Here is a 23,495-nt window from a genome sequence, read left to right as displayed (position 1 = left end):
CCTCAGCCCAGCATCTCGATCAGCGATTTCCGCTGCGCCTCGTCCAGCATCGGCCCCGTTCCGGCCTTGAGGTTGTCGGCCTGCCGCTCGGGCTTGCCCGTCGCCGGGATCACGACGGTCACGGCCGGCTGGCTGAGCGCGAATTTCAGGAAAGCCTGCGCCCAGGACGTGACGCCGATCTCGGCGGCCCAACCCGGCAGATCCTTACCCTTCGTCCTGGCGAACAGCTTCCCGTCTTCGAAGGCGCGGTTGATGATGACCGCGACGCCCATGTCCTTTGCAGCCGGCAGCAGCCTTTCCTCCGCCCCTCGAACGCCAACCGAATAGTTGATCTGGATGAAATCGGGCTTGGTCTCGCGCATCGCCTCGAGCAGCCGATCGTGCGCGGATTCGAGGTAATGCGTGAGCCCGACGTATCGCACCTCGCCTTCGGCCTTCAGCTCGCGCGCGAGCTTCAGCTGGGTCGCGGTGTCGCCGAGATTGTGGACCTGCAGCAGCTCGACCTTGTTGGTCTTCAGCGACTTCAGCGAACCGTTGAACTGCTCGAGCCCCCGTTCGCGGCCCTGAACGCCCGACAGCTTGGTCGCGAGCCAGGCTTTTCCGCGCAGGTCCTGCTCGGCGAGGATCGGACCGAGGATGTCCTCCGCGTTCGAGTAGGTCGGGGCGGTGTCGATGACCGTCCCTCCGCCTGCGAAGAACGTCCTCACCACCTCGCGCAGCGCCGCCTCCTCGGGCGAGCCGGGTCTGACCTCGAAGCTGCCCGACGTGCCCATCCCGATCACCGGGATCTTCTCGCCGGTCGAAGGGATCGCACGCGTTTCGATCGCGCTCATGTTTCCTCCGGAGGGTTCCGCCGCCCGCGCAAGCGGGCCGATCGCGGCGGAGGCCGCAGCGGCGGCGAGTAGGGAGCGTCGGGTCAGCATAGCGGCTTCCTCGTTTGTCCGGCGGCGATCGGATGGCCTGGCAAGGCCGGGCAAGCTCAACCTAAAGCGCTGCCGCCGATGCGCGACGCCAGCTGCATCACATCTGTTTGACGAGCCCGCGGTCGGGGTTGAGCTGAGGCGTCCAGCTGCTTGGCAAGGCGAAGTTCGCGTGCTGATTGGTCGGCGGGCCGCCAAGCCGCCCGTCGCCTTCGGAGACGTCGTCATCCTGCAGAATCTGTTCGCAACCGACGGCCTCATTCTCAGCGTCCTGCACGTCGCGATCGCCTCGGCGACGACCGTCCACGCGCTGCTGAACAAGCGAGAAGTGCGCGCGGCGGTCGGGTGGATCGGCGTCGTGTGGCTGTCGCCGCTTCTCGGGGCGGCGCTCTATCTCGGCTTCGGCATCAACCGCGTGCACCGCAAGGCGCGTCGTCTTCGCGGGTTGAAGCAGACCCTCGACGCCGAGGCGAGCAACCGCTCCGCCCCGACCACGCGGCGCGAGCGGCTGCAACTCGCCGTCGGCGCCATTACCGGCTCCGACCTCAGGCAGGCGGACGTCGATCTCGTGCTCGATTCCGGGGAAGAGGCCTATCCCGTCATGCTCGCCGCGATCGAGAGCGCGCGGTCGAGCGTCGCTCTCTCGACCTTCATCTTCCGCGTCGACGAACCGGGCTCGAAATTCGTCGCGGCGCTTGCCGTGGCCAGGCGCCGAGGCGTCGACGTGCGCGTGCTGATCGACGGCATGGGCGGCGGCTTCTTCCTGTCTCGGGCCTATCGGGCGCTCCGCGCCGAGGGCGTGCCGGCCGCACGTTTCCTACATTCGTTCTGGCCGTGGAAGATGCCGTTCCTCGATCTGCGGCTCCACAAGAAGGCCCTCATCATCGACGGCGAGATCGCCTTCATCGGCGGACTCAACATCGCGGCCGAGAACCTCGCCTCGGCGCCTGAGGAGGCGCGCGTCCGCGACACCCATTTCCGGGTGCGCGGCGACGTGGTCCGCCAAATCGCGGAGGGCTTCGACGACGATTGGGCGTTCGCCACCGGCGAGGAGGCGAGCGGCTCGAGCCGAACTTCGTCGCGGCTGCCGGCCGAGGGCGAGGTCGCCCGCGCGATCCAGGCGGGCCCCGACCAGGCGGTCGGCCAGCTCCTGCTCGTGCTGCTTTCGGCCATCACCGCCGCACGACGGTCCATACGGATCGCCACGCCGTACTTCCTGCCGGAGGAACAGCTTCTGACGGCGCTCATGCTCGCCTCGCTGCGCGGCGTGGACGTCAGGCTGGTGACGCCCGGGGTGAACAATCACAAGATGGTGGCGTGGGCCGTCGAGGCGCATATCCGCCCGCTTCTGGAGGCCGGATGCAGCCTTTATCGCTCGCAGCCGCCCTTCGACCACGCCAAGCTCATGACGGTGGACGACGAGTGGAGCCTGATTGGCTCCGCGAACTGGGACGCGCGCAGCCTGAGGCTGAATTTCGAGCTCGGCCTCGAGGTCTACGACCGAGATCTCTGCCAGCGGCTGTCGACCCTGATCGACCAGAAGTGCGGGCGGCGTATTACGCTATCGGAGATCGATGGGCGGCCTTTCCTCATAAAACTTCGCGACGCGACCACTCGGCTCGCGCTGCCCTATCTCTGATCTGATCGAAGGAGGCGCGGTGCGGTTCGCATCCTACAACATCCATAAGTGCCGAGGCACCGACGGTCGCGTCAGGCCGGACAGGATCGTCCAGGTCCTGGCCGAAATCGCGCCGGACTTCGTCGCGCTGCAGGAGGTGGACCACCGCTTCGGCAAGCGGATGGGCCTGCTCGATCCGGACGCGGTGAAGCGCGAAGCGGGCCTCATCCTGCTCGCCCAGTCCGACGCGCCGGACGGCCACGGCTGGCACGGCAACGCCTTGCTGACGCGCCGGACCCCGAAGACCTATCGCCGGCTGCGGATGCAACTGCCCGGCGTCGAACCGCGCGGCGCGATCATCGCGGAGCTCGATTTTGGCGAAGGTCCGTTCCGCGTGATCGCGGCCCATTTCGGCCTGCTTCGGCGCTCGCGCGTCAGCCAGGCGAACGCCCTGCTCGCGACCTTCTCGAAGCTGACGCCGATGCCGACCGTGCTGCTCGGCGACCTGAACGAATGGCGACGCCGCAGGCGCTCCTCGCTCAGCGTGTTCGAGCCGGTGTTCGGCGAGCCGCGGCCGCTCGCGAGCTTTCCGTCGCGCCGCCCGATCTTCGCCCTCGACCGGATCCTCGGCTGGCCGCACGGTCTCATCAAGGATCTGTCGGTCCACAACACTCTGCTTGCGCGGAAGGCGTCGGATCACCTTCCGCTGGTGGCCGAGATCGACCTCGATCATCCGAGCGTCGCGATCCGCAACGTCGCCTGACGGTTCAGGGCCGGCGCGCGATCAGGTCGATCTCGACGAGAGCGTCTCGGGCGAGACCTGTCACGCCGATACAGGTGCGGGCAGGCCGCCGCTCCGGCGGGAAGTAGGACGCGTACACGGCGTTCATCGCGGCGTAGTCTTCCTTGAACCGGGTGATGTAGATCCGGGCTTGGACCACATGCTCGAGCCCGAGGCCGAGACCCCTCAGCACGATGATGAGGTTGTCCATCACCCGCGCGGTCTGCGCCTCCACTCCGTCAGGCAGCGGACGCGCGTCGTCTCCCGGCCATGTCGGCATCTGCCCCGTCACGAACACCCAGCCATCGACTTCGACCGCATGCGAGAACGGCGCGACCGGCGTCGGCGCGTCAGGCGACATGAAGAAGATGGGCTCGGACATCGGGGCTCCTCGATCGACGGGCTGCGGCTCCGCCATCATGAATTTCAGGCCGACTTTCCGACCAGCCGCTTGGCGCCGCTCCATATCGGCGCGAGCACAAAGCTCGTCAGCGGAATGACCGCCGCTCCGATCGCGAGACCGACGACGCCCGCGCCCGCCGCGCTGACCAGCCACTCGATTGCGGACTCGGCGAACGGAACCGCGTGCCCTGCGGCTGCGGCCGCGGCGTGGATGAAATGGCCGAGGGCGGGAAGCCCATAGATCTCCAGCCCGTGGACGATAATGCCGCCGCCGACCCACACCATTGCGGCCGTGCCGATGATCGCGAGGACTTTCAGCAGGACCGGCATGCCGACGACAAGGCTTCGGCCGACGCCGCGCAGCAGACTTCCAAAGGCTGATTGCGACTGGCTCGCGGCAAGCGCCACGCCGGCGTCGTCCGCTTTTACGATCAGAGCCACCACGCCGTAGACGCCTACGGTGATGCCGAAGCCGACCGCCGCGAGCACGATAGCCTGCGTCCAGAAACCGCCGTCAGGAACCGCTGCAAGCGTAATCGCCATGATCTCGGCGGACAGGATGAAGTCCGTCTTGATCGCGCCGGCGACCTTCTGGTTCTCCATCGCCGTCGCATCGACCGGTTGAGCGACCGTCGCCTCGTGGGCGTGGGCGGCGTGTGGAAACAGCGCCTCGTAGACCTTCTCCGCGCCTTCGTAGCAAAGGTATGCCCCGCCGAGCATCAGCAGCGGCGTCATCAGCCAGGGCGCGAAGAAGCTGAGCGCGAGCGCGGCCGGCAATAGGAAGACCAGCTTGTTCTTCAGCGAACCGATTGCGATCCGGAAGACGATCGGCAGTTCTCTCTCGGCGGCGAAGCCCACGACGTAGCGCGGCGTGACCGCCGCGTCGTCGATCACGACGCCCGCGGCCTTGGCGCCGGCCTTCGCAGCCTGTCCTGCGACGTCGTCGAGCGAGGCGGCCGCGACCTTCGCGATGGCGGCGACATCGTCCAGAAGCGCGATCAGACCGACGGCCAACGGGGTCTCCAGAGCGTTCGACGGGAAGCGGAGGCGGCAATGAGACAGCTTATAGAGCGGCGGCCCGTGAGGTCGCGTCCAGCCCGAGCCTCTCGATCGATCGTGCGACGCCGAGCAGCGCCTCGTCCTGATACCGTCGGCCGACGATCTGCAGGCCGACCGGCAGCCCATCGGCCGCGCGCCCGACCGGGAGCGACAGCGCGGGGCAGTGCGGCGTCATGTTGAAGGGGCAGGTCATGTCGAGCCCGAGCAGCTTGCCTGCCTCGTCCTCCGCCATGAACTCCCCGTCGCGCGCTTCGATCGGCGGCGCGGTGATCGCGCAGGTCGGGCAGAGCAGGGCGTCATATTCGGCGTGGATCCGGGCAAGGTCGCGCCACATCGCGCTGCGCAGGAGCTCGATGCGCTTGTACTCCGTCGCGCCGAGCGCGCGGCCCTGCTCGATCAGTTCGACGATCGCGGGATCCATGCGCTCGCGGAAGGCCTCCAGCCGATCGCCGAAATAGGCGGACATGAACACGGCCCAGAGGTCGATCCAGCGATCGAGGACGGCGCGCGTCCAAGGGAGCTTGATCTCGTCGACCACGCCGCCGGCGTTGCGGATCGCGTCGACCGCGCGGCGCACCGCCGCCTCGACGCCAGGCGCGACCGCGTAGAACCCCAGGTCCATCGACAGCGCGAAGCGCATTCCGGAGAGGTCGCGCGGCGCGGTCGCCGCAAGGTCGAAAGCGAGCGGCAGCGACAGCGGGTCCTCGTCGCTCGGGCCGGCGGCGACGGCCATGAAGCGGGCGGCGTCGTCGACGGTGCGGGCGAGCGGCCCAAAATGCGAGATGTCGTCGAACAGGCTCGGCAGGATGGTCATCGGGATGCGACCAAGGCTCGGCTTGAGGCCAACCACTCCGCAGAACGACGCCGGGATGCGGATCGAGCCTCCCATGTCGGTACCCTCGGCGAAGGGGACGACGCCGGCCGCGACGGAGGCTGCCGAACCCCCGGACGAGCCGCCGGGCGTGCGGTCCGGCGCGCGAGGGTTGCGCGTCGCGCCGTAACGCGGGCTCCAGGTCAGGCTGGAATGGGCGAACTCCGGGCTCGTCGTCTTGCCCACGAGGATGCCGCCGGCTTCCTGCAGGCGGCGCACTATCAGCGCGGAACTCTCGGGCACGTAATCGCCCGAGCTCCACGAGCCCAGCGTGGTGATGTCTCCCGCGGTCGGCGTCAGGTCCTTTGCGAGGAAGGGCACCCCGTGCAGCGGCCCGAGCGGCTTCTTCGCCTGAACCGCCTCATCCGCCAGCCGCGCCGCCACGAGCGCCGCTTCGTCACGGATCACGACGAAGGCGTTGAAGTCTCGCGCCGCGGCGTGCGCGCGGGCGAGGGAGGCCTCGACGATCTCGACCGCGCTGAAGCGGCCGCGCGCCACGCCATTTGCGATTTCTCCGGCGGTGAGGTCGAGCGGCTCAGTCATTTCACCTGTCTCTTCTCGAGCTTGCGGGCGAGCGTCCGGCGGTGGAGGCCGAGCCGACGGGCGGTTTCGGAGATGTTGAAGCCGGTCTCCATCAACGTCTCGTGGATACGCTCCCATTCGAGCGTCTTGATCGAGGTCGCCCGCTCGGTCAGCGGCGCGTCGACATCGCCGTCGCCGCCGCGGGTGAACGCGGCCTCGATGTCGTCGGTGTTGGAGGGCTTCACGAGATAATGGCAGGCGCCGAGCTTGATCGCCTCGACGGCGGTCGCGATGCTCGCGAAGCCCGTGAGCACCACGATCAGCGTCGCCGGGTCGGCCGTATGGAGCGCCTGCACGCAGGTAAGGCCCGAGGCGCCGGCCGCGAGCCTGAGATCGACGACCGCGAAACCGGGCTTCCTAGTCTCCAGCAAGGCGTTCAGCGCGTCGAGGTTGGGGACCGCCAACGCCTCGTAGCCGCGCCGCTCGAACGAGCGGCGGAGCGTGCTCGCGAACTTCTCGTCGTCCTCGACGATGACGAGAAGCCTGTCAGAGGGCATCGGCCGCCGCGACGTCGATCGAAAGCGCGGCGAGCGGCAAAGAGAGCGTCACGATCGCGCCGCCTTCGGGACGGTTCGCTGCGGCCACGGCGCCGCCGAGCTTGCGCAGCACGTTGACGACGAGAAATAGGCCGAGCCCGCCGCCCGGACGACCCTTGGTCGAGGAGTAGGGGCGGCCGAAGCCCGCCAGCATCTCGCGCGTGAAGCCCGGCCCGGAATCCCCGACGGAGAGCCGCAACGTCGAACCCTCGCGCACGGCGGAGACGCCGACCCAGCGGGGAGAGGCGTCGACGGCGTTGTCTATGACGTTCCCGATCACCTGCTTCAGCGCCGAATCCGAAATGATGGAGACATCCTCCCCGAAGGCGTCGTCGAAGTCGATGCGGCCAGCTGGCCTCGCGGCTCGGCGGTCCTCCACGATGTCGTTCAGGAAGGCGCGCACGGTCGTCACCCGCAGCTCCTCGCCGCGCGCCTCGCCGGCTGAAAGCAGGATGCCGCCCACGATCGACTTGCAGCGACGGATCTCAGCCAGCATGTCGTCGATCTCGGCGGCGCGCTCGGGCTCGGAGGTCAACGCCTCTTCTCGCCGCCAATCGCTGAGGATCACGTCGATCGTCGCGAGCGGCGTTCCGAGTTCGTGCGCGGCTCCGGAGGCGAGCAGACCCATGCGCACGATATGATCTTCCTCGGCTGCATGCTGGCGCAGCGTCGCGAGACGTCCGTCGCGCTCCTTCAGGTTCCGGTTGATGCGCGCGACGAACACCACGAGGAGGGCGGCGTTGAGCATGAAGCAGATCAGCATGCCCTCGATGTGCAGGCGGAACAGGTCTCCGTCCCGCCCCTCAGGCAGCGCAAGCGGCTGGTAGTTCATGGTGAGGAAGGCGAAGCACGCTACGGTGATCACGACGATCGCCCACGTCGACCAGGCCTCCAGCAGCAGCGCGCTCAGCATGACGTGCAGCAGAAACAGGAAGGCGAACGGGTTGGTGGCCCCGCCGCTGAGATAAAGCTGCGCGGTCAGCGCGGCTGCGTCGAAGGCGAGCGCGACGAACAGCTCGGCGTTGGTCGCGGACATGCGCGACCGAAGCCTTGCGAGGCTGATCAGGTTGAGCGCGACGAGAGCTGCGGTCACCATCGCCATGGCTGCGAGCGGCAGCGCGACCCCGAGCCAGTATTCGACGAGAAGGATCGTGGTGATCTGGCCGACGACCGCGATCCAGCGCAGCTGGATCAGCTGATGCATGTTCTTGCGAATGTCGGAATCGTCTGGCGCGGTTCGCGCCGGCGCGAGGCTCACGGTCAGTGACGCCGGCGCAGCGCGATCTCGCCGCGCGCGACGATCGCCGCCCCGACCAGAACCATCGCGGCGAGGGCGAACCAGGTCAGCGCGTAGACGAGATGGCTGTTGCGGAAGGCGACGACGGTGAGGCCGCCCAAGGGGACGCCGCCCGGGTTGGGCGTCGCGTCCGCATCGACGAAGTAGGGCGCCGCGTCGCTTAAGCCGCGGGCTTGAGCGATCGCCGCGACGTCACGGGAGCGCCAGGTGTCGGTGGCGGGGTCGTTGGCGCGAAGAAAGCCGCCCTTCGGCTCCGTCATGCGAAGCAGACCGGCGACGGATGTCTCGGCGGCAGGAGCCGCGGCTTCCGCGCGATGGTCGGCGGCGACGAAGCCGCGATTGACCAGGACGGTGAAGCCGTCGCGCGTCCGGAACGGCGCGAGCGCCCAGAAGCCCGCGCCAAGGTCCGTCACCGCCTGCACGAAGGTCTCGCGGCCCGGAAGGAAGGCGCCGTCGAGGCGCACCCGGCGGTATTCGTCGCGCTCGGCGGAGATTTGGGGCCACTCGGCGGGGCCGGGCGCGGGAACGGGCGCTGCGTGGAAGCGAGCGTCGACCCGCTCGATCAGGTCAAGTTTCCAGGCGCGCCGTTCGATCTGCCAGACGCCTAGCGCGGCGAAGCCTGAAAACGCCACAAGGGCGGCGAGCGCGAGGACGACGAGGGTTGCGGCGGAGCGCGGCCGCGCCGCCGAAGGCCGCTCTTTCGCCCCCTGACTGGCGGAAGCGGCGGCGGCGCGAGGACCGGCCGCCGCGCCGCTCACTGAGGCGCGCCCATCGTGTGGGTTCCGCCCGGCATCATGTTCGACTTGAGGTGGAACATCACCCATAGCGAGCCTGACAGTGTGATGATGACCAGCACGACGGTGAAGATCATCGCGAGCATGGTCCAGCCGCCCTCCGATTTGGCGTTCATGTGGAGGAAGTAGACCATGTGCACGACGATCTGCGCGACCGCGAAGACCATCACGACGATCGCGGCGGTCGCCGGCTCGCGGAACACGTCGCCCATCACGATCCAGAACGGAATCGCAGTCAGGATCACCGAGAGCACGAAGCCGGTGACATAGCCCTTCATCGAGCCGTGGGCGGCTTCCTCGTGGCCGGGTTCGTGGCCGTGGCCGTGCGCGGCGTGCGCTTCGCTGGACATCACAGCGTCCCCATCAGGTAGACGAAGGTGAAGACGCCGATCCAGACGACGTCGAGGAAATGCCAGAACATCGACAGGCACATCAGCCGCCGCTTGTTCTCGGCCGTCAGTCCCAGGCGGGCGACCTGGACCATCAGCGTGACGAGCCAGATGGAGCCGAAGGTCACGTGCAGGCCATGGGTGCCGACAAGCGTGAAGAACGACGACAGGAACGCCGAGCGCTGCGGCGTCGCGCCCTCCTCGATCAGATGGTGGAACTCGTAGAGCTCCACGCTGAGGAAGCAGAGGCCGAAGAAACCGGTGACGCCGAGCCAGAGCAGCGTCGTCGCCGTGCGGTTCTTCGCCATCTCCAGCATGGCGAAGCCATAGGTGATCGACGACAACAGCAGGAACAGCGTGTTGAGGGCGACGAGCTTCAGATCGAATAGGTCGGCGCCCGAGGGACCGGCCGCATAGGACCGGCCGAGCACGCCGTAACAGGCGAACAGAACCGCGAAGATGAGACAGTCGCTCATCAGGTAGATCCAGAAGCCGAGCAGCGTCCCGTTCTCGGGGTGATGCTCCTCCCGGGTGTAGAAGTTCACGCCATCGTCGGCGGGGACGGTGGAGGCGGGGGCTTGAGCGGTCATCGGTTCAGGCTCCCGCGCCGAGCAGGCGGGTGCGCTCGTTCTCCGTCATGACGACGTCCGAGGCCGGGATGTGGAAGTCGCGGCTGTAGTTGAACGTGTGCCCGATGGCGGTCGCTATCAGCGCGACAAAGCTCAGGCCGGCGAGCCACCAAATATGCCAGATCAGCGCGAAGCCGAGCAGGGTGCTGATCCCGGCCAGGACGACGCCCGCGCCGGTGTTCTTCGGCATATGGATCGGGATGAAGCCGTCGGTCGGCCTGACATAGCCGCGCTTCTTCATGTCGTGCCAGGCGTCGAGGTCGTGCACCACGGGCGTGAAGGCGAAGTTGTAGGCCGGCGGCGGAGACGACGTGGACCATTCCAGCGTGCGGCCGTCCCAGGGGTCGCCGGTCGTGTCGGTCAGCGCCTCGCGGTCGCGGAAGCTCACATAAATCTGGATGAGGAACGAGGCGATGCCGATCGCGATCAGTCCGGCGCCAAGGGCCGCGATGACGAACCAGATCTGCAGGGACGGATCGTCGAACTTCGACAGACGACGCGTCACGCCCATCAAGCCGAGCACGTAGAGCGGCATGAAGGCGACGTAGAAGCCGATCGTCCAGCACCAGAAGGAGATCGTCCCCCAGAAGGTGTTGAGCTTGAAGCCGAAGGCCTTGGGGAACCAGTAGGCGATGCCGGCGAACAGACCGAACAGCACCCCGCCGATGATCACGTTATGGAAGTGCGCGATCAGGAACAGCGAGTTGTGCAGCACGAAGTCGGCCGGCGGCACGGCGAGCAGCACGCCGGTCATGCCGCCGATCACGAAGGTCACCATAAAGGAGACCGTCCACATCATCGGCAGCTCGAAGCGGATGCGGCCGCGATACATCGTGAACAGCCAGTTGAAGATCTTCGCGCCCGTGGGGATCGAGATGATCATCGTCGTAATGCCGAAGAACGAGTTCACGCTCGCGCCGGACCCCATCGTGAAGAAGTGGTGGAGCCAAACGAGGTAGGAGAGGATCGTGATGACGACCGTCGCGTAGACCATCGAGGCGTAGCCAAAGAGACGCTTGCCGCAATAGGTGGCGGTCACTTCGGAGAAGATGCCAAAGGCCGGCAGGATCAGGATGTAGACCTCCGGGTGGCCCCAGATCCAGATCAGGTTCACGTACATCATGGCGCTGCCGCCGAAATCGTTCGTGAAGAACGCCGTTCCGAGGTAGCGGTCGGCCGAGAGCAGCGCGAGCGTCGCCGTCAGCACCGGGAACGAGGCCACGATCAGGATGTTCGAGCAGAGCGCCGTCCACACGAAGATCGGCAGGCGCATCATGGTCATGCCGGGCGCGCGCATCTTCACGATGGTCGCGATCAGGTTGACGCCGGAGAGCAGCGTGCCGACGCCCGCCACCTGCAGCGCCCAGATGTAGTAGTCGACGCCGACGGTCGGACTTGATTCGATCCCCGAGAGCGGCGGATAAGCGAGCCAGCCGGTCGCCGCGAACTCGCCGACGAACAGCGACATCATGACGAGCACGGCGCCGCCGGTCGTCATCCAGAAGCTGAAATTGTTGAGGAAGGGGAAGGCGACGTCGCGCGCCCCGATTTGCAGCGGGACGATATAGTTCATCATGCCGGTGATGAACGGCATCGCCACGAAGAAGATCATGATCACGCCGTGCGCCGTGAAGATCTGGTCGTAGTGGTGCGGCGGCAGGTAACCTTCTGATCCGCCGAAGGCGATCGCCTGCTGGAGACGCATCATGATCGCGTCGGAGAAGCCGCGCAGCAGCATGATGACGCCGAGGATCATGTACATGATCCCGATCTTCTTGTGGTCGATCGAGGTCAGCCAGTCGCGCCAGAGCCAGCCCCAGACGCGGTAATAGGTGAGCGCGCCGAGGACCGCGACGCCGCCGATGGCGACGACCGCGAAGGTCGCAAGCAGGATCGGCTCATGCAGCGGGATTGCGGCGAGCGAGAGCTTGCCGAACAGGACGCTTTCGGAGGCGGGGTTCGGTGTCATCGGATCACTCGGTCATTCCGCCGGCGGACCGCGGCTGAGCGCCGTCGATCAGAGGCTTATCGAACGCGATAGGGGTTGCGGCGGCTGACTTGATCTCGCCGTCCCGCGGCCGCTGGGGGGTGCACACGGCCGCGACGAAGCGCGACCCGGTCGCAGGAGGCGCGCCGGGGACGTCGACCCGCCGCTCGAAGACATTGCGGAGGCCCGCCATTCCCATGCCGCCTTCGGCGTCGACCGCCATCATGTCCTTCATGCACATGCGGGCGGGGTCGACGCAGCGGTTGAGGATCGCGTCGTAGAGGTCCGGCGCGACCGACTGGAAGCGCTTCGGGGCCTCTTTGACGCTCGGCTCCGCAAGGCCGGTATAGGCGGCTCGGTCGAGGTTGCCGCCCTGGCCCGCCTTGATGTCAGCCACCCACTTTTCGAACTCTTCGCCGCTAACGCCGTGGAACTTGAAGCGCATGTCGGAGAAGCCCGCGCCGCTGTAGTTCGCTGAAAACCCGTTAAAGACGCCGGCCTTGTTGATGACCGCGTGGAGCTTCGTGTCCATGCCGGGCATGGCGTAGATCTGGCCAGCGAGCGCGGGGATGAAGAATGAGTTCATCACGCTGGTGGAGGTCAGGCGGAAGCTGATCGGCCGATCGACCGGCGCGGCGAGCTCGTTGACTGTCGCGATGCCGTATTGCGGGTAGATGAACAGCCACTTCCAGTCGAGCGCGACCGCCTGCACCTCGAGCGGCTGCGCCGCCTGATCGACGGAGCGGCCGTCGGCGACCCGGTTGAGCGGACGGTAGGGATCGAGCAGGTGGGTCGAGACCCAGGTGATGGCGCCGAGCGCGATGATGATGACCAACGGGGCCGCCCAGATCACCACCTCGAGCTGCGTTGAATGGTGCCAGTCGGGATCGTAGGTCGCGTCCTTGTTCGAAGAGCGATAGCGCCATGCGAACAGAAGCGTCAGCGCGATCACCGGGACGATGATCAGCAGCATCAAGGCCGTCGAGATGACGATCAGGTCGCGCTGCTGCATCGCCACGTCGCCGGATGGCGACATGACGACCCAGTCGCAGCCGGTGAGAATCAGGAGGAGCGGCAGAAGCGCCGTCAGTCGAAGAGCGCGCACGGGCGAAGCCATCCTTGGCGGATCGGGACGTCGTCCCGCCGGGTTAAGCCTGGAGCGTCCGACGGGACATTGGACGGTTTGTCCTATCGGCGAAGGCTCGTCGATAGCATTACACACGAGAAACCCGCTTCGCGAAGCTTCGAGTTTGAACCGGCGGCCGTGTCCGGGCATTGTGGATCGGCGCAATGCCGGCGATCCTCAGGCGTTTTTGAGAGCCGAGACCGATGGGCGAGAACCGATGAGCCAAGACGTCGCAATCACCGCCGGCTCCGCCGGTCACAGGGACGGGACGGCGCACGGCAAGGTTTCGCCTGGCGAGATCGCGACCGCCGTCGTCATCGGCCGGACGTCGGAGTTCTTCGACTTCTTCGTCTACGGCATCGCCTCGGTGCTGGTGTTCCCGCGGCTCCTGTTCCCCCATATCGCGCCGCTCGAAGGCACGCTGCTCTCCTTCGCGATCTTCTCGCTCGCCTTCATCGTGCGGCCGGTCGGTTCGGCGATCTTCATGTGGGTCGGCCGCAGGCACGGCCGCGGCGTCAAGATGACGATCGCGCTCTTCCTGCTAGGCAGCTCGACCGCCGCGATCAGCTTCCTGCCGAACTATCAGAGCATCGGCTATGCGGCGGCCGCGCTGCTTGCGATCTTCCGGATCGGCCAGGGCCTCGGCCTCGCTGGCGCGTGGGACGGCCTCGCCTCGCTGCTGTCGCTGAACGCGCCTCCCGGCAAACGCGGCTGGTACGCGATGATGCCGCAGCTCGGCGCCCCGTTCGGCTTCCTGATGGCAAGCGGCCTGTTCGCCTTCTTCGTCGGCGTGCTGTCCGACGCGGAGTTCCTCGACTGGGGCTGGCGCTATCCGTTCTTCTGCGCCTTCGCGATCAACGTCGTCGCGCTGTTCGCGCGGCTGCGACTTGTGCTGAGCGAAGCCTATTCGCAGCTGCTCGAGACGCGAGAGCTCGCGCCCGTCGGCGTGTTCCGGATGCTGCGCGAGGAGGGCCGCAACGTGCTGATCGGCGCCTTCGCGCCGCTCGCGAGCTTCGCGCTGTTCCACCTCGTCACGATCTTCCCGTTGTCCTACGTCACGCTGTTCACCGATCTCTCGGCGCGCGACTTCCTGTTCATCGAGATGTCGGGCGCGCTGGTCTGCGTCGCCGCGATCGTCGCCTCCGGGCTGATCGCCGATCGCATCGGCCGCCGCACTCTCCTCGGCGTCTGTGCGGTGCTGATCGCGGGCTTCGCGATCCTGACGCCCTTCCTGCTCGGCGGCGGAGTAAAATCGGAGACGGCCTTCATTCTGATCGGCTTCGCGTTGCTCGGCCTGACCTTTGGTCAGTCCTCGGGCGCGCTCACGTCGAATTTCTCGAGCCGCTACCGCTACACCGGCGCCGCGCTCACATCCGATCTGGCCTGGCTCATCGGCGCGGCGTTCGCGCCGCTCGTGGCGCTTGGCGTGTCGAGCCGGTTCGGTCTCGCCTTCGTCGGGATCTATCTGTTCTCGGGCGCCGTGTGCACGCTGGCGTCGCTTGCGATCAACCGCCAACTCGTCAGGAACGACTGAGCGTTCAGCCGGCGGCGGCGGCAAGGTCCGCCGCGCCCGGCGCGGTCTGCCAGCCGAGATCGGGCAGCATGACGATGCGCCGCCCGCGAAGGTCGGAAGCGCAGGTGAGGAAGCCGCGATCCTCCATATGCGCCAGCAGTCTCCGCGCCCGGCCGGTCGACCTCGTGCCGTAGGCGCGGGCGATCTCGTCGTCTGACGGGCAGGGGGCCTTCGAGAGCGCTGCCTTCGCCAGTAGTAAAAACACGCCCTGCACGTCGTCCGGCAGGCCGGAGGCGACCAGCGTCGCCTGATCCCAGTCTGAAGTCGCGACGGAGCCTTCGCCGAAGCCGGCCTTGGCGAGCGCGAGCTCCTTCCGGAACCGCGGCAAATCGATCGGCTCGCCGGGCATCCGCGCGATTCGGCACCGGACCAGGAAGTCCTGGTAGAGTAGGGCGACCGGCTGAAAGCCCGCCTCGGGCTCGACCATCATTTCCGCGACGATCGCGCTCACGGCGGCGTCGCGCTCAGCGCCGAAGAACAGGTCGACCGGCGCTTCGGGCGCGTCGCTCGGCCGGGGCTCGGCGAGCCGCGCCAGCACCTCCTCGGCGGTTTCGCGCGGCAGTGCGCGAGGCCGCGGCCCCGCCTCGTCGGCGCCTCGGCGGAAGATCAGGCCGGCCGCGTCCTCTGCGGTCTCCGGCAGCGGCGTCAGCTTCGGCCCGCCGCCGCGCGGCTCGGTCTCCACCGCGCCGATCTTGACGGCTTCCGGCTTGCGGCCGATCGCGGGGCCGAGCGCCACGAAATGCCCGCGATCCAGGTTGCGGAATGTCTCCGCTTGACGCCGTTCCATGCCGAGCAGATCGGCTGCGCGCGCCATGTCGATATCGAGGAAGGTGCGCCCCATCAGGAAGTTCGAGGCTTCCGCGGCGACGTTCTTGGCGAGTTTCGCGAGCCGCTGGGTCGCGATCACGCCGGCGAGCCCGCGCTTGCGCCCCCGGCACATCAGATTCGTCATCGCGGCGAGCGACTGGCGTCGGGACTCCTCGTCGGCGTCGCCCGAGGCCGCGGGCGCGAACAGCTGCGCCTCGTCGACCACCACCAGCATCGGATACCAGTGATCGCGGTCCGCCTCGAACAGCGCGTTGAGGAACAGAGCGGCGGCGCGCATCTGCTTCTCGACCTCGAGGCCCTCGAGGTTGAACACCACGGAGACGCGATGCCGCCGCACCCGGTCGGCGATCGCCGCGAGCTCCCGTTCGGCATGGGCGGCGTCGATCACGACATGGCCGAAGCGGTCGGCGAGCGTGACGAAGTCGCCCTCTGGATCGATCACGCATTGCTGCACCCAAGGGGCGCTCTGCTCGAGCAGACGACGCAGCAGATGCGACTTGCCCGAGCCCGAATTGCCCTGCACCAGCAGGCGCGTCGCGAGCAGCTCCTCAAGGTCGAAGACCGCGCGCTCGCCTGTGCGCTTCGCGCCGATCTCGATGCCGATCGTCATTGAAAAACGCATTCCCTTGGGAGAGCCCGCCGCCGCGACCGTCGCCGATCATGACCGCTAGGTCCAAGCGTCGAACGGTCTTTTCCCCAGAGAAGAGCCCGCGCAGCCTTAAGACGAGAGGATCAGATCGATTCCGGCCGCCGCAATTGTGGTCTCGAGAGCTTGAACCGGCGACCGTTCGGTCACGATCCGGTCAACCGCGCCGAGCGGCGCCACCTTGAACAGCGCCGAATGCCCGAACTTCGAGGAATCCGCCAGCACGGTTACGGAGCGGGCGTGCGCGATCATGGCGCGCGCGACCAGCGCTTCCTCGAGATCATAATCGAGCAGGCCGACCTCGCCGATTGCGCCGACCGTGAGCACGGCGTGGTCCGCATGGAAGCGGGCGATCTGCTCCACGGCCAGCGGTCCGACGCTCTCCGCTCCGTCATTGCGATACGCGCCGCCGATCAGGAATACGCTGCTTTCCGGACCGCGGCCGGCGAAAGCCGCGATGGCCGCGGAATTGGTGACAACCGTAAGGCCGGTCGCGTGAGCGATCTCCTCCGCAAACAGGATGGTGGTGCTGCCGGTGTCGACGAACAGGGTTTCGCCCGGCTGGAAAAGCGGCGCGGCGCGGCGGGCGATGGCGCGCTTGGCGGCGATGTTCTCGCCGAGCCGCATCTGAAACGGACTCTCGCTGCCGGGCTCCACCAGCGCTGATTCCGCAATGGTCGCGCCGCCATGGATCTTTCTGAGCCGACCGCGGCGGTCGAGTTCCGAAAGATCCCGCCGGATCGTCTCGCGCGAGGATTTCAGCGCCGCGGCGAGTTCGTCGACCGCCACGCGCTCGCGCTGAAGCGTCAGCGCGACGATCCGCTCCCGCCGTTGTTCCGGATTCATGGCCGGATTGTGCGCATTTTGGGCGGCCCCGCCTAATTACCGAACAGTCACCCGTCTTGACCGAACGGGCGCCGCATCCGAGGATGCGACGTTTCCCGCTCCACAGGAAGGGCCTTACGCCAGATCGGGTCGCGATCACGCAAGGCTCTTCGAATGGAGCGGGCGCGCAGCCGGTCGCGGCGGCGGGGGAACGACGGTCGGTCCACGAGGGAAGGCCGAACATGGGCGAAGGGGTCGGCATGACGGATCATCACGACGAGGACACCAGAGTCCTCCATTCCATGGGCTATGCGCAGGAGCTGGCGCGGCGCATGGGCGGCTTCTCGAATTTCGCGATATCGTTCTCGATCATCTGCATTCTCGCAGGCGGCATCACATCGTTCCCGCTCGCCATGGCGACCGGCGGCGGCTTCGAGGCCACGATCGGCTGGATCATCGGCGGCCTGTTCGCGCTGCTCGTCGCGGCCTGCCTCGGCCAGATCGCCTCGGCCTATCCGACGGCCGGCGCGCTCTATCACTGGTCGTCCATCCTCGGCGGCCGCGGCTGGGGCTGGGCGACGGCGTGGATCAACCTGCTCGGCCTGATCTTCGTCGTGGCGTCGGTGAATGTCGGCGTCTTTCTGCTGTTCCGCGACCTCGTCTGGGCCGGCGTGTTCCACTACGACGTCTCGGCCTGGGGCGTGCAGGAACAGATCATCGGCGTTACGCTGATCACGCTCGCTCAGGCGCTGGTGAACCATTTCGGCATCAAGCTGACGACGATGCTGACCGATTTCTCGGGCTACATGATCCTGGTCGTCGCGGTCGTGCTCACCGCGATGTTCCTGATCTGGGGCGCGACCTGGGACATCTCGCGGCTGACCACTTTCGTGAACAACACCGGCGAGCCCGGCGGCGGCTACGTGCCGGAGCCGAGGACCGCGATCGTCGCCTTCCTCGTCGGCCTGCTCTACCCGCTCTACACGATCACCGGCTTCGACGCGTCGGCGCACACCTCGGAAGAGACCGCCGACGCCCGCCGCGCGGTGCCCCGCGGCATGATCCATTCAGTGTTCTGGTCGCTGGTGTTCGGCTTCGTGATGGCGGCCTCTTTCGTGCTCGCGAGCCCGGATCTGACGGCGACAGCCAAGGACGGCGCGAACGCCTGGTTCAACATGTTCAACACCCTGCCGGCGCCTGTCTGGCTGAAGGACATCATCGCGATCGCGATCGTGCTGGCGAACTTCATCTGCGCGCTCGCGGGTCTCACCTCGACCTCGCGCATGATCTACGCCTTCGCCCGGGACGGCGGCCTGCCGGGCTCGTCGATGTGGAAGCAGGTCAGCCCGAAGTGGCGCACGCCGGTGCCCGCGATCTGGCTCGGCGCAGTTCTCTCGGTCTGCGCGACGCTCTACTCCCCGGCATTCGCGGCTCTCGCCGCCGGCTGCGCGCTGTTCCTCTACGTGTCCTACGTGATGCCGATCGCCGCCGGCATTCTGGCGGAAGGCAAGACCTGGACGGAGTTCGGCCCGTTCCGCCTCGGCGTTTGGTCGAAGCCGCTGGGCGTTCTCGCCTGCCTTGGCGTGCTGATCCTGATGTACGCCGGCATCCAGCCGCCTTTCGACATCCTGATCAACTACGCGATCGGGCTGATCGTCCTGCTGCTGGTCCTGTGGTTCGGCCTGGAGCGCAAGCGCTTCTCCGGTCCTCCAATCGGCGCTGCGATCGCCCGACGCCAGGCGGAGATCGCCGCCGCCGAGCAGGCGCTCGGACGGAAAGCCTGAGCCAATCCTGAGACGAACGGCGCCCGTCCCTCCGCGGGACGGGCGCCTCTTTTTCTGGCCGTCTCGCATTTCGGCCGCGCATGGAGCGTGAACGTGTCCACCGCGGATATCGCGATCATCGGGGCCGGCGCCGTCGGCTGCGCCGCGGCGCGCCGGTTCGCGCTCGAAGGCGCCAAGGTCGTCCTGCTCGAAAAGGGCGCTGACCTGCTTTCGGGCGCGAGCAAAGCCAACAGCGCCATCCTGCACACCGGCTTCGATGCGCCGCGAGGCAGCGTAGAGCTCGCCTGCATGCAGGAGGGTCGCCGGGAATACCTCGCGATCCGCGAGCGGATGAACCTGCCTTTGCTGGAGACCGGCGCGATAGTCGTCGCCTGGTCCGAGGCCGAGCGCGCGGCGCTTGACGGCATCGAGGCCCAAGCGATCGAAAACGGCGTGACGGATGTCCGGCGACTGACCGCCGCCGAAATCCGCTTGCGCGAGCCGGAGCTCTCGCGGAGCGTGCTCGAAGCGCTGCTTGTGCCGGGCGAACACGTGATCGACCCTTGGTCGCCCTTCCTCGCTTATCTGATCGAAGCCAAGACCCAGGGCGCCGAGCTCCGTTTCTCAACGGAGGTTCTCGGCGGCGACTTCGACGGCGAGGTCTGGCGGCTCTCGACCTCGACCGGGGAGGTGCGCGCCAACGCCGTCATCAACGCCGCCGGTCTCTACGGAGACCGGATCGAGCGCTTACTCCTCGGCGACGCGTCCTTCGAAATCAGGCCGCGCAAGGGCCAGTTCGTCGTCTTCGACAAGGCGGCGGCGAAACTTGTCCGGAGCATCGTGCTGCCCGTGCCGAATGAGCGAACCAAGGGTGTCGTGCTGTGCCGCACCGCCTTCGGCAACGTCCTCGTCGGCCCCACCGCGGAGGAGCAGGAGGACCGCACGCGCGCCACCGTCGAGGAGGCGACGCTCAAGGGCCTCGTCGCGCGCGCCGTCGAGATGGTGCCGGCGCTGGCGGAGGTGGACGTCACCGCCGTTTATGCCGGGCTCAGGCCCGCGTCCGAGGAAAAGGGATATCGTATCCGCGTCGAGGCCGAGCGGCGCTGGATCAGCCTCGGCGGCGTGCGCTCGACGGGCCTGACGGCCTCGCTCGGCCTCGCTGCTTTGGCGGTGAGGATCTACAGCGAGATCGGCCAGGGCCACGCGGCTGCGAAGGATCCGGTCTGGCCTAAGGTTCCGAACATCGCCGAACACCTTCCGCGCGATTGGGAGCAATCCGACCATGGCGAGATCGTGTGCCATTGCGAATTGGTCACGCGGCGCGAGATCGAAATCGCCCTCGACGGCCCTGTGCCGCCGGGCGATTTCGGCGGCCTTAAGCGACGAACCCGAGCCGGGATGGGCCGCTGCCAGGGCTTCAACTGTAACGCGCGGCTGGCGAGCCTGACTGCCGGCCGCTTTGCCGCGCCGCTCGCGAAGGACGAGGCCGCGTGAGCGTACCGGCCGACCATACGAACGTGGTCATCGTCGGCGCCGGGCCTGCTGGCCTCGCCGCCGCGACCGAGCTCAAGCGGCTCGGCGTCGGCTCCGTCGTCGTGGTGGAGCGCGAGCGCGAGGCCGGCGGCGTGCCTAGGCATTGCGGGCATCCGCCTTTCGGCATGCGCGAGTTCAAATGCGTCCTGACCGGTCCGAGCTACGCGCGTCGGCTGGCCCGCCGGGCCGCGCGCGCCGGCGTCGATCTCAGGCTGCAGACGACGGTCGTCGCGATCGATCGCGACGGCGACGATCCCGCCGTCACGCTGACCTCTCCGGAAGGCGTGAGCGCCGTGCGCGCCGAGCGGATCCTGCTCGCGACCGGGGTACGCGAGCGCACGCGCGCCCAGCGTTTCGCCTCGGGCGACCGGCCGCTCGGCGTCATGAACACCGGCGCGCTGCAGGCCTACGCCTATCTCGAGCGCCTTGCGCCGTTCCGACGACCGCTCATCGTCGGCACCGAGCTCGTGGCGCTGTCCAGCCTGTTGACCTGCCGCGCGATCGGCGCGGAGCCCGTCGCCATGGTGGAGACGGGCGCGGGGCCGACGGTTCCCGAAGTCTACATGATGCTGCCCTGGCTGCTTGGGGTCCCACGCTTCTACAGCGCCGAGATCGTCGACATTTTCGGCGCCCCGCGGGTCGAAGGAGTGACGCTTCGGCTCGCTGGAGGCGGGACGGAGACCATCGCGTGCGACGGCGTGGTCTTCACCGGCGGCTTCCAGCCCGAGGCGACGCTGGTTCGGGCCGCGGGGCTGGAGCTCGATCGGGGAACGCTCGGGCCCTCGATCGACCAGTTCGGCCGCACCAGCGATCCCCGCATCTTCGCGGCCGGCAATGTGCTGCGCCCGGTCGAGACGGCCGGCTGGTCATGGGAGGAAGGACGGCGGGTCGCGGGCTTTATCGCCGAGGATATGAAAGGTTTGCTCCCCGTTCACCAGGGGGCGGCGCGGCTGCGGCCGGGGCCGGGGGTGCGCTATGTCGTGCCTCAGCGCCTCGCTCTGGGCGGCGGCGGGCTCTCTCAGCTGCAGCTGCGGCTCGGGGCACGGTCGGAAGGGCGGCTCGTCGCCAGGGGCAAGGGCCGCGAACTCGCGTCCGCGCCGGTCGCCGCGCGGGCGGAGCAGCGCGTGCTGTTCCGCTCGGATTTGCTAGGGCCGGTTTCCGGCGACGTCACGATCTCGCTCGAAGAGCGATGACGCGTTAACGCCGGTTCGTTCCGGGTTAATCCGGGTTAACCGTCGGTTACGGGAGAGTTCATTCGAAATGCGCATCGCCGCGATCGACCAAGGCACCACTTCGACCCGCGTCTTGGTCGCGGATGACCGAACGGGCGCCGCCAAAATATGCAAGGCGATCCGCCACCGGCAGTCTTACCCCGCGTCCGGTTGGGTCGAGCACGATCCGGAAGAGCTCGTCTCGAACATTCTGGCCTGCCTCGAAGCGGCGGGCGAGGTCGACGCCATCGCGATCGCGAACCAGGGCGAAAGCTGCCTTGCGTGGGACGCGGAGACCAAGGCCGCGCTCTCGCCGGTCATCGTCTGGCAGGACGACCGCACCGCGGCCGATCTGGCCAGTCTCGGCGCGGCGGGCGCGGACCTCGTAATGGAGCGCGCGGGCCTGCCGCTGGACCCTTACTTCTCCGCGTCCAAGCTCGCTTGGATCCTTCGGGAAATTCCGGCGGCGAAGGAAGCTTTGGCCGCCGGCCGACTCAGGCTCGGCACGACCGACGCCTTCTTTCTCGACCGGCTGGCCGGCGTCTTCGCCACAGACGTGACGACGGGGTCCCGCACCTCACTGATGAACCTAGCGACCAGTCGGTGGGATTCGGACCTCTGCGCTCTCTTGGGCATCCCGATCGAGACGTTGCCGGAGATCCGGCCGACGGTCGGCGATTTCGGCTCGATCTCGGGCGTCCCTGTCCGTGCGGCGATGGTCGACCAGCAGGCCGCGCTTTACGGCCATGGCTGCCGCGAGGCCGGCGACGCCAAGATCACCTTCGGCACCGGCGCCTTTGCGCTCGCGGTGACGGGAGACCAAATCGTGCGCGCGCCCGAAAAGGGCCTGCTGCCGACGGTCGCCTGGGCGACGGGGACGGAAACCCTCTACGCCGTGGATGGCGGCGTCTATGACGCGGGTTCTGCGGTGGAGTGGGCGACGCGGATCGGCGTCGTCAGCGACGTCGCCGAGCTCGACCGCTTCGACGCGGAGCCTGCGATCGATCGCGGCCTCGTCTTCGTGCCCGCGCTCTCGGGTCTCGCCTGCCCCCATTGGGATCGCTCGGCCGCTTCGCTCTATCTCGGCATGTCAGGCGGGACGACGCGCGAGGACATGGCCCAGGCGCTGCTCGAAGGCATCGCGCTGCGCGCCTGCGAAGTCATCGCGGCGATAGACGAGCGCGTGCCGCTCAAACGCGCGATCTCGATCGACGGCGGTCTCGCCCGCAGCAGCTACTTCGCGCAGTTCCTCGCTGACAGCCTTGGGCGGGAGATCGTGGTGGCGGATTTCGATGAGCGGACGGCCTTCGGAGCGGCGGCGCTGGCCGCGCTCGGATCAGGCGTCGCGCTCTCCGCCCCCGAGGGCGAGCGCCGTTTCGCGCCCCGGCCGGTCGACCGCGACGCGCGGACGCGCCGCTTCGCCGACGCCGTCTCGCGGTCCCGGGGCTGGCGAAACTGACGCGATCGCGGCGCAGAACGCGTCGAGCCCCTGCTCGAGCAGTTCCGCCTGCCTGACATCCGTCACGAAGCCGGGCGAACTCACATCGATCGCGCTCTCGGTGACGAAGCAGGCCTGTACGGAATGCCGCGCGCCGAGCGCATGCAGAACGGGGCGCAGCGCATAATCGAGCATCAGCACATGGGCGAGCGTGCCGCCCGTCGCGAGCGGCAGCACGGCCTTTTCGGCGAGCGCGGTCTGCGGCAGCAGGTCGAGGAACAGCTTGAGCAGGCCGGAATAGGCCGCCTGATAGGTTGGCGTGACGAACACGACGCCCTCGGCCTCACGGAGAAGCCCGAGCGCTTCGGCGACCGGCGGCGACGAGCGGTCGGCTGCTATCAGCGGCTCGGCAGGGAGCTCCCTGACCCTGATGTGGCGGGCAGAGAGCCCGCGGGCCGCGAGCGCGCCAAGGACATGGTCGCCAAGCGCCGCGGTGCGCGAGGTCAGCGACGGGCTGCCGGAGATCACGAGGGCCGAGCGCATCGCGCCTCTTCAAACTTGAGCGAGGAGCCGCGCGAGAACCGCGCCGGGAGCCGCTGATATGGTATGCGGCGGGGCGGGAGTCCATGCAGGCTTCCCCCGCCGCCTTTCGGCCCCACTCCTCGGCGACATCAACGACGGCATGTC

Annotated in this window: 20 protein-coding genes and 1 pseudogene; 7 read left to right on the top strand and 14 right to left on the bottom strand. The window is 67.8% G+C overall.

What is annotated here, in order from left to right; all coding sequences use genetic code 11:
• Nucleotides 1-2 precede the first annotated feature (2 nt).
• The gene (locus EYR15_RS11610; protein ID WP_245498270.1) at nucleotides 3-833 is read right to left on the bottom strand and encodes an aldo/keto reductase; all 831 of its coding nucleotides are present in this window, start codon (nucleotides 831-833) and stop codon (nucleotides 3-5) included.
• A 259-nt stretch (nucleotides 834-1,092) separates the two neighbouring features.
• Here EYR15_RS11610 and EYR15_RS11605 point away from each other — a divergent pair, with 259 nt between their 5' ends.
• Nucleotides 1,093-2,559, top strand: a complete 1,467-nt coding sequence (locus EYR15_RS11605) for a phospholipase D-like domain-containing protein (RefSeq protein ID WP_245498269.1) — start codon at nucleotides 1,093-1,095, stop codon at nucleotides 2,557-2,559.
• Between the two features lie 19 nt (nucleotides 2,560-2,578).
• The gene (locus EYR15_RS11600) at nucleotides 2,579-3,301 is read left to right on the top strand and encodes an endonuclease/exonuclease/phosphatase family protein (protein WP_131003707.1); all 723 of its coding nucleotides are present in this window, start codon (nucleotides 2,579-2,581) and stop codon (nucleotides 3,299-3,301) included.
• 4 nt (nucleotides 3,302-3,305) lie between these two features.
• On the opposite strand, the gene EYR15_RS11595 is transcribed toward EYR15_RS11600, so the two are convergent.
• From EYR15_RS11595 to cyoA, 10 genes are read right to left on the bottom strand one after another with little or no spacing between them, the layout of a single operon-like run.
• Nucleotides 3,306-3,701: a RidA family protein gene (locus tag EYR15_RS11595; RefSeq protein WP_382239712.1), complete on the bottom strand. Its 396-nt coding sequence runs from the start codon at nucleotides 3,699-3,701 to the stop codon at nucleotides 3,306-3,308.
• 44 nt (nucleotides 3,702-3,745) lie between these two features.
• Complete coding sequence (locus EYR15_RS11590) at nucleotides 3,746-4,735, bottom strand: DUF808 domain-containing protein (protein WP_131003706.1); 990 nt, start codon at nucleotides 4,733-4,735, stop codon at nucleotides 3,746-3,748.
• A 49-nt stretch (nucleotides 4,736-4,784) separates the two neighbouring features.
• Nucleotides 4,785-6,194 carry an amidase gene (locus tag EYR15_RS11585; RefSeq protein ID WP_131003705.1) on the bottom strand — a complete coding sequence of 470 codons (1,410 nt, stop codon included), beginning with the start codon at nucleotides 6,192-6,194 and terminating at the stop codon, nucleotides 4,785-4,787.
• Entirely contained in the window at nucleotides 6,191-6,730 is a 540-nt protein-coding gene (locus EYR15_RS11580; RefSeq protein WP_131003704.1) for a response regulator transcription factor, read from the bottom strand. Before EYR15_RS11580 ends, EYR15_RS11585 begins: the two co-directional genes overlap by 4 nt.
• On the bottom strand, nucleotides 6,720-7,973 hold the full coding sequence (locus tag EYR15_RS11575; RefSeq protein WP_131003859.1) for an ATP-binding protein: 1,254 nt from the start codon (nucleotides 7,971-7,973) through the stop codon (nucleotides 6,720-6,722). The genes EYR15_RS11580 and EYR15_RS11575 overlap by 11 nt, the downstream gene beginning before the upstream one ends.
• A gap of 56 nt (nucleotides 7,974-8,029) precedes the next feature.
• Complete coding sequence (locus EYR15_RS11570; protein WP_382239703.1) at nucleotides 8,030-8,824, bottom strand: SURF1 family protein; 795 nt, start codon at nucleotides 8,822-8,824, stop codon at nucleotides 8,030-8,032.
• Nucleotides 8,821-9,210: a cytochrome o ubiquinol oxidase subunit IV gene (cyoD, locus tag EYR15_RS11565; RefSeq protein ID WP_131003702.1), complete on the bottom strand. Its 390-nt coding sequence runs from the start codon at nucleotides 9,208-9,210 to the stop codon at nucleotides 8,821-8,823. The genes EYR15_RS11570 and cyoD overlap by 4 nt, the downstream gene beginning before the upstream one ends.
• Complete coding sequence (gene cyoC / locus EYR15_RS11560; protein ID WP_131003701.1) at nucleotides 9,210-9,839, bottom strand: cytochrome o ubiquinol oxidase subunit III; 630 nt, start codon at nucleotides 9,837-9,839, stop codon at nucleotides 9,210-9,212. Before cyoC ends, cyoD begins: the two co-directional genes overlap by 1 nt.
• 4 nt (nucleotides 9,840-9,843) lie before the next feature.
• Nucleotides 9,844-11,847, bottom strand: coding sequence for a cytochrome o ubiquinol oxidase subunit I (gene cyoB, locus EYR15_RS11555; protein WP_131003700.1), 2,004 nt, complete (start codon nucleotides 11,845-11,847; stop codon nucleotides 9,844-9,846).
• A gap of 4 nt (nucleotides 11,848-11,851) precedes the next feature.
• Nucleotides 11,852-12,970: a ubiquinol oxidase subunit II gene (gene cyoA / locus EYR15_RS11550; RefSeq protein ID WP_245498268.1), complete on the bottom strand. Its 1,119-nt coding sequence runs from the start codon at nucleotides 12,968-12,970 to the stop codon at nucleotides 11,852-11,854.
• Nucleotides 12,971-13,208: 238 nt separating this feature from the next.
• Between cyoA and EYR15_RS11545 the strand changes: the two genes are divergently transcribed.
• The gene (locus EYR15_RS11545) at nucleotides 13,209-14,525 is read left to right on the top strand and encodes an MFS transporter (protein ID WP_131003698.1); all 1,317 of its coding nucleotides are present in this window, start codon (nucleotides 13,209-13,211) and stop codon (nucleotides 14,523-14,525) included.
• Between the two features lie 4 nt (nucleotides 14,526-14,529).
• Here the strand turns inward: EYR15_RS11545 and EYR15_RS11540 are convergent, their stop codons facing one another.
• Nucleotides 14,530-16,014, bottom strand: coding sequence for an AAA family ATPase (locus EYR15_RS11540; RefSeq protein WP_205741629.1), 1,485 nt, complete (start codon nucleotides 16,012-16,014; stop codon nucleotides 14,530-14,532).
• 96 nt (nucleotides 16,015-16,110) lie between these two features.
• Entirely contained in the window at nucleotides 16,111-16,884 is a 774-nt protein-coding gene (locus tag EYR15_RS11535; protein ID WP_131003696.1) for a DeoR/GlpR family DNA-binding transcription regulator, read from the bottom strand.
• A gap of 239 nt (nucleotides 16,885-17,123) precedes the next feature.
• On the opposite strand from EYR15_RS11535, the gene EYR15_RS11530 reads away from it, so the two are divergent.
• The 4 genes from EYR15_RS11530 (at nucleotide 17,124) to EYR15_RS11515 (ending at nucleotide 22,829) form a co-directional block, all read left to right on the top strand.
• On the top strand, nucleotides 17,124-18,647 hold the full coding sequence (locus EYR15_RS11530) for an amino acid permease (RefSeq protein WP_131003695.1): 1,524 nt from the start codon (nucleotides 17,124-17,126) through the stop codon (nucleotides 18,645-18,647).
• 93 nt (nucleotides 18,648-18,740) lie between these two features.
• Nucleotides 18,741-20,120: an NAD(P)/FAD-dependent oxidoreductase gene (locus tag EYR15_RS11525; RefSeq protein WP_131003694.1), complete on the top strand. Its 1,380-nt coding sequence runs from the start codon at nucleotides 18,741-18,743 to the stop codon at nucleotides 20,118-20,120.
• Nucleotides 20,117-21,352, top strand: a complete 1,236-nt coding sequence (locus EYR15_RS11520; RefSeq protein ID WP_131003693.1) for an NAD(P)/FAD-dependent oxidoreductase — start codon at nucleotides 20,117-20,119, stop codon at nucleotides 21,350-21,352. Before EYR15_RS11525 ends, EYR15_RS11520 begins: the two co-directional genes overlap by 4 nt.
• A gap of 67 nt (nucleotides 21,353-21,419) precedes the next feature.
• Complete coding sequence (locus tag EYR15_RS11515) at nucleotides 21,420-22,829, top strand: FGGY family carbohydrate kinase (RefSeq protein WP_205741628.1); 1,410 nt, start codon at nucleotides 21,420-21,422, stop codon at nucleotides 22,827-22,829.
• 27 nt (nucleotides 22,830-22,856) lie between these two features.
• Here EYR15_RS11515 and ssuE read toward each other — a convergent pair.
• Nucleotides 22,857-23,351, bottom strand: a pseudogene (ssuE, locus tag EYR15_RS17180) (NADPH-dependent FMN reductase); the annotation flags it as partial.
• Nucleotides 23,352-23,495 lie beyond the last annotated feature (144 nt).

It is taken from the genome of Hansschlegelia quercus, assembly GCF_004310425.1.
Taxonomy (GTDB): domain Bacteria; phylum Pseudomonadota; class Alphaproteobacteria; order Rhizobiales; family Methylopilaceae; genus Methylopila; species Methylopila quercus.
This window is presented reverse-complemented; position numbering and strand designations above follow the sequence as displayed.

Coding starts and splice junctions, on each gene's coding strand:
- EYR15_RS11580 (WP_131003704.1), bottom strand. CDS start 6,730: ATGCCCTCTGACAGGCTTCTCGTCATCGTCGAGGACGACGAGAAGTTC.
- cyoD (WP_131003702.1), bottom strand. CDS start 9,210: ATGTCCAGCGAAGCGCACGCCGCGCACGGCCACGGCCACGAACCCGGC.
- EYR15_RS11535 (WP_131003696.1), bottom strand. CDS start 16,884: ATGAATCCGGAACAACGGCGGGAGCGGATCGTCGCGCTGACGCTTCAG.
- EYR15_RS11575 (WP_131003859.1), bottom strand. CDS start 7,973: ATGCATCAGCTGATCCAGCTGCGCTGGATCGCGGTCGTCGGCCAGATC.
- EYR15_RS11595 (WP_382239712.1), bottom strand. CDS start 3,701: ATGTCCGAGCCCATCTTCTTCATGTCGCCTGACGCGCCGACGCCGGTC.
- cyoB (WP_131003700.1), bottom strand. CDS start 11,847: ATGACACCGAACCCCGCCTCCGAAAGCGTCCTGTTCGGCAAGCTCTCG.
- EYR15_RS11545 (WP_131003698.1), top strand. CDS start 13,209: ATGAGCCAAGACGTCGCAATCACCGCCGGCTCCGCCGGTCACAGGGAC.
- EYR15_RS11530 (WP_131003695.1), top strand. CDS start 17,124: ATGACGGATCATCACGACGAGGACACCAGAGTCCTCCATTCCATGGGC.
- EYR15_RS11610 (WP_245498270.1), bottom strand. CDS start 833: ATGAGCGCGATCGAAACGCGTGCGATCCCTTCGACCGGCGAGAAGATC.
- cyoC (WP_131003701.1), bottom strand. CDS start 9,839: ATGACCGCTCAAGCCCCCGCCTCCACCGTCCCCGCCGACGATGGCGTG.
- EYR15_RS11515 (WP_205741628.1), top strand. CDS start 21,420: ATGCGCATCGCCGCGATCGACCAAGGCACCACTTCGACCCGCGTCTTG.
- EYR15_RS11585 (WP_131003705.1), bottom strand. CDS start 6,194: ATGACTGAGCCGCTCGACCTCACCGCCGGAGAAATCGCAAATGGCGTG.
- EYR15_RS11540 (WP_205741629.1), bottom strand. CDS start 16,014: ATGCGTTTTTCAATGACGATCGGCATCGAGATCGGCGCGAAGCGCACA.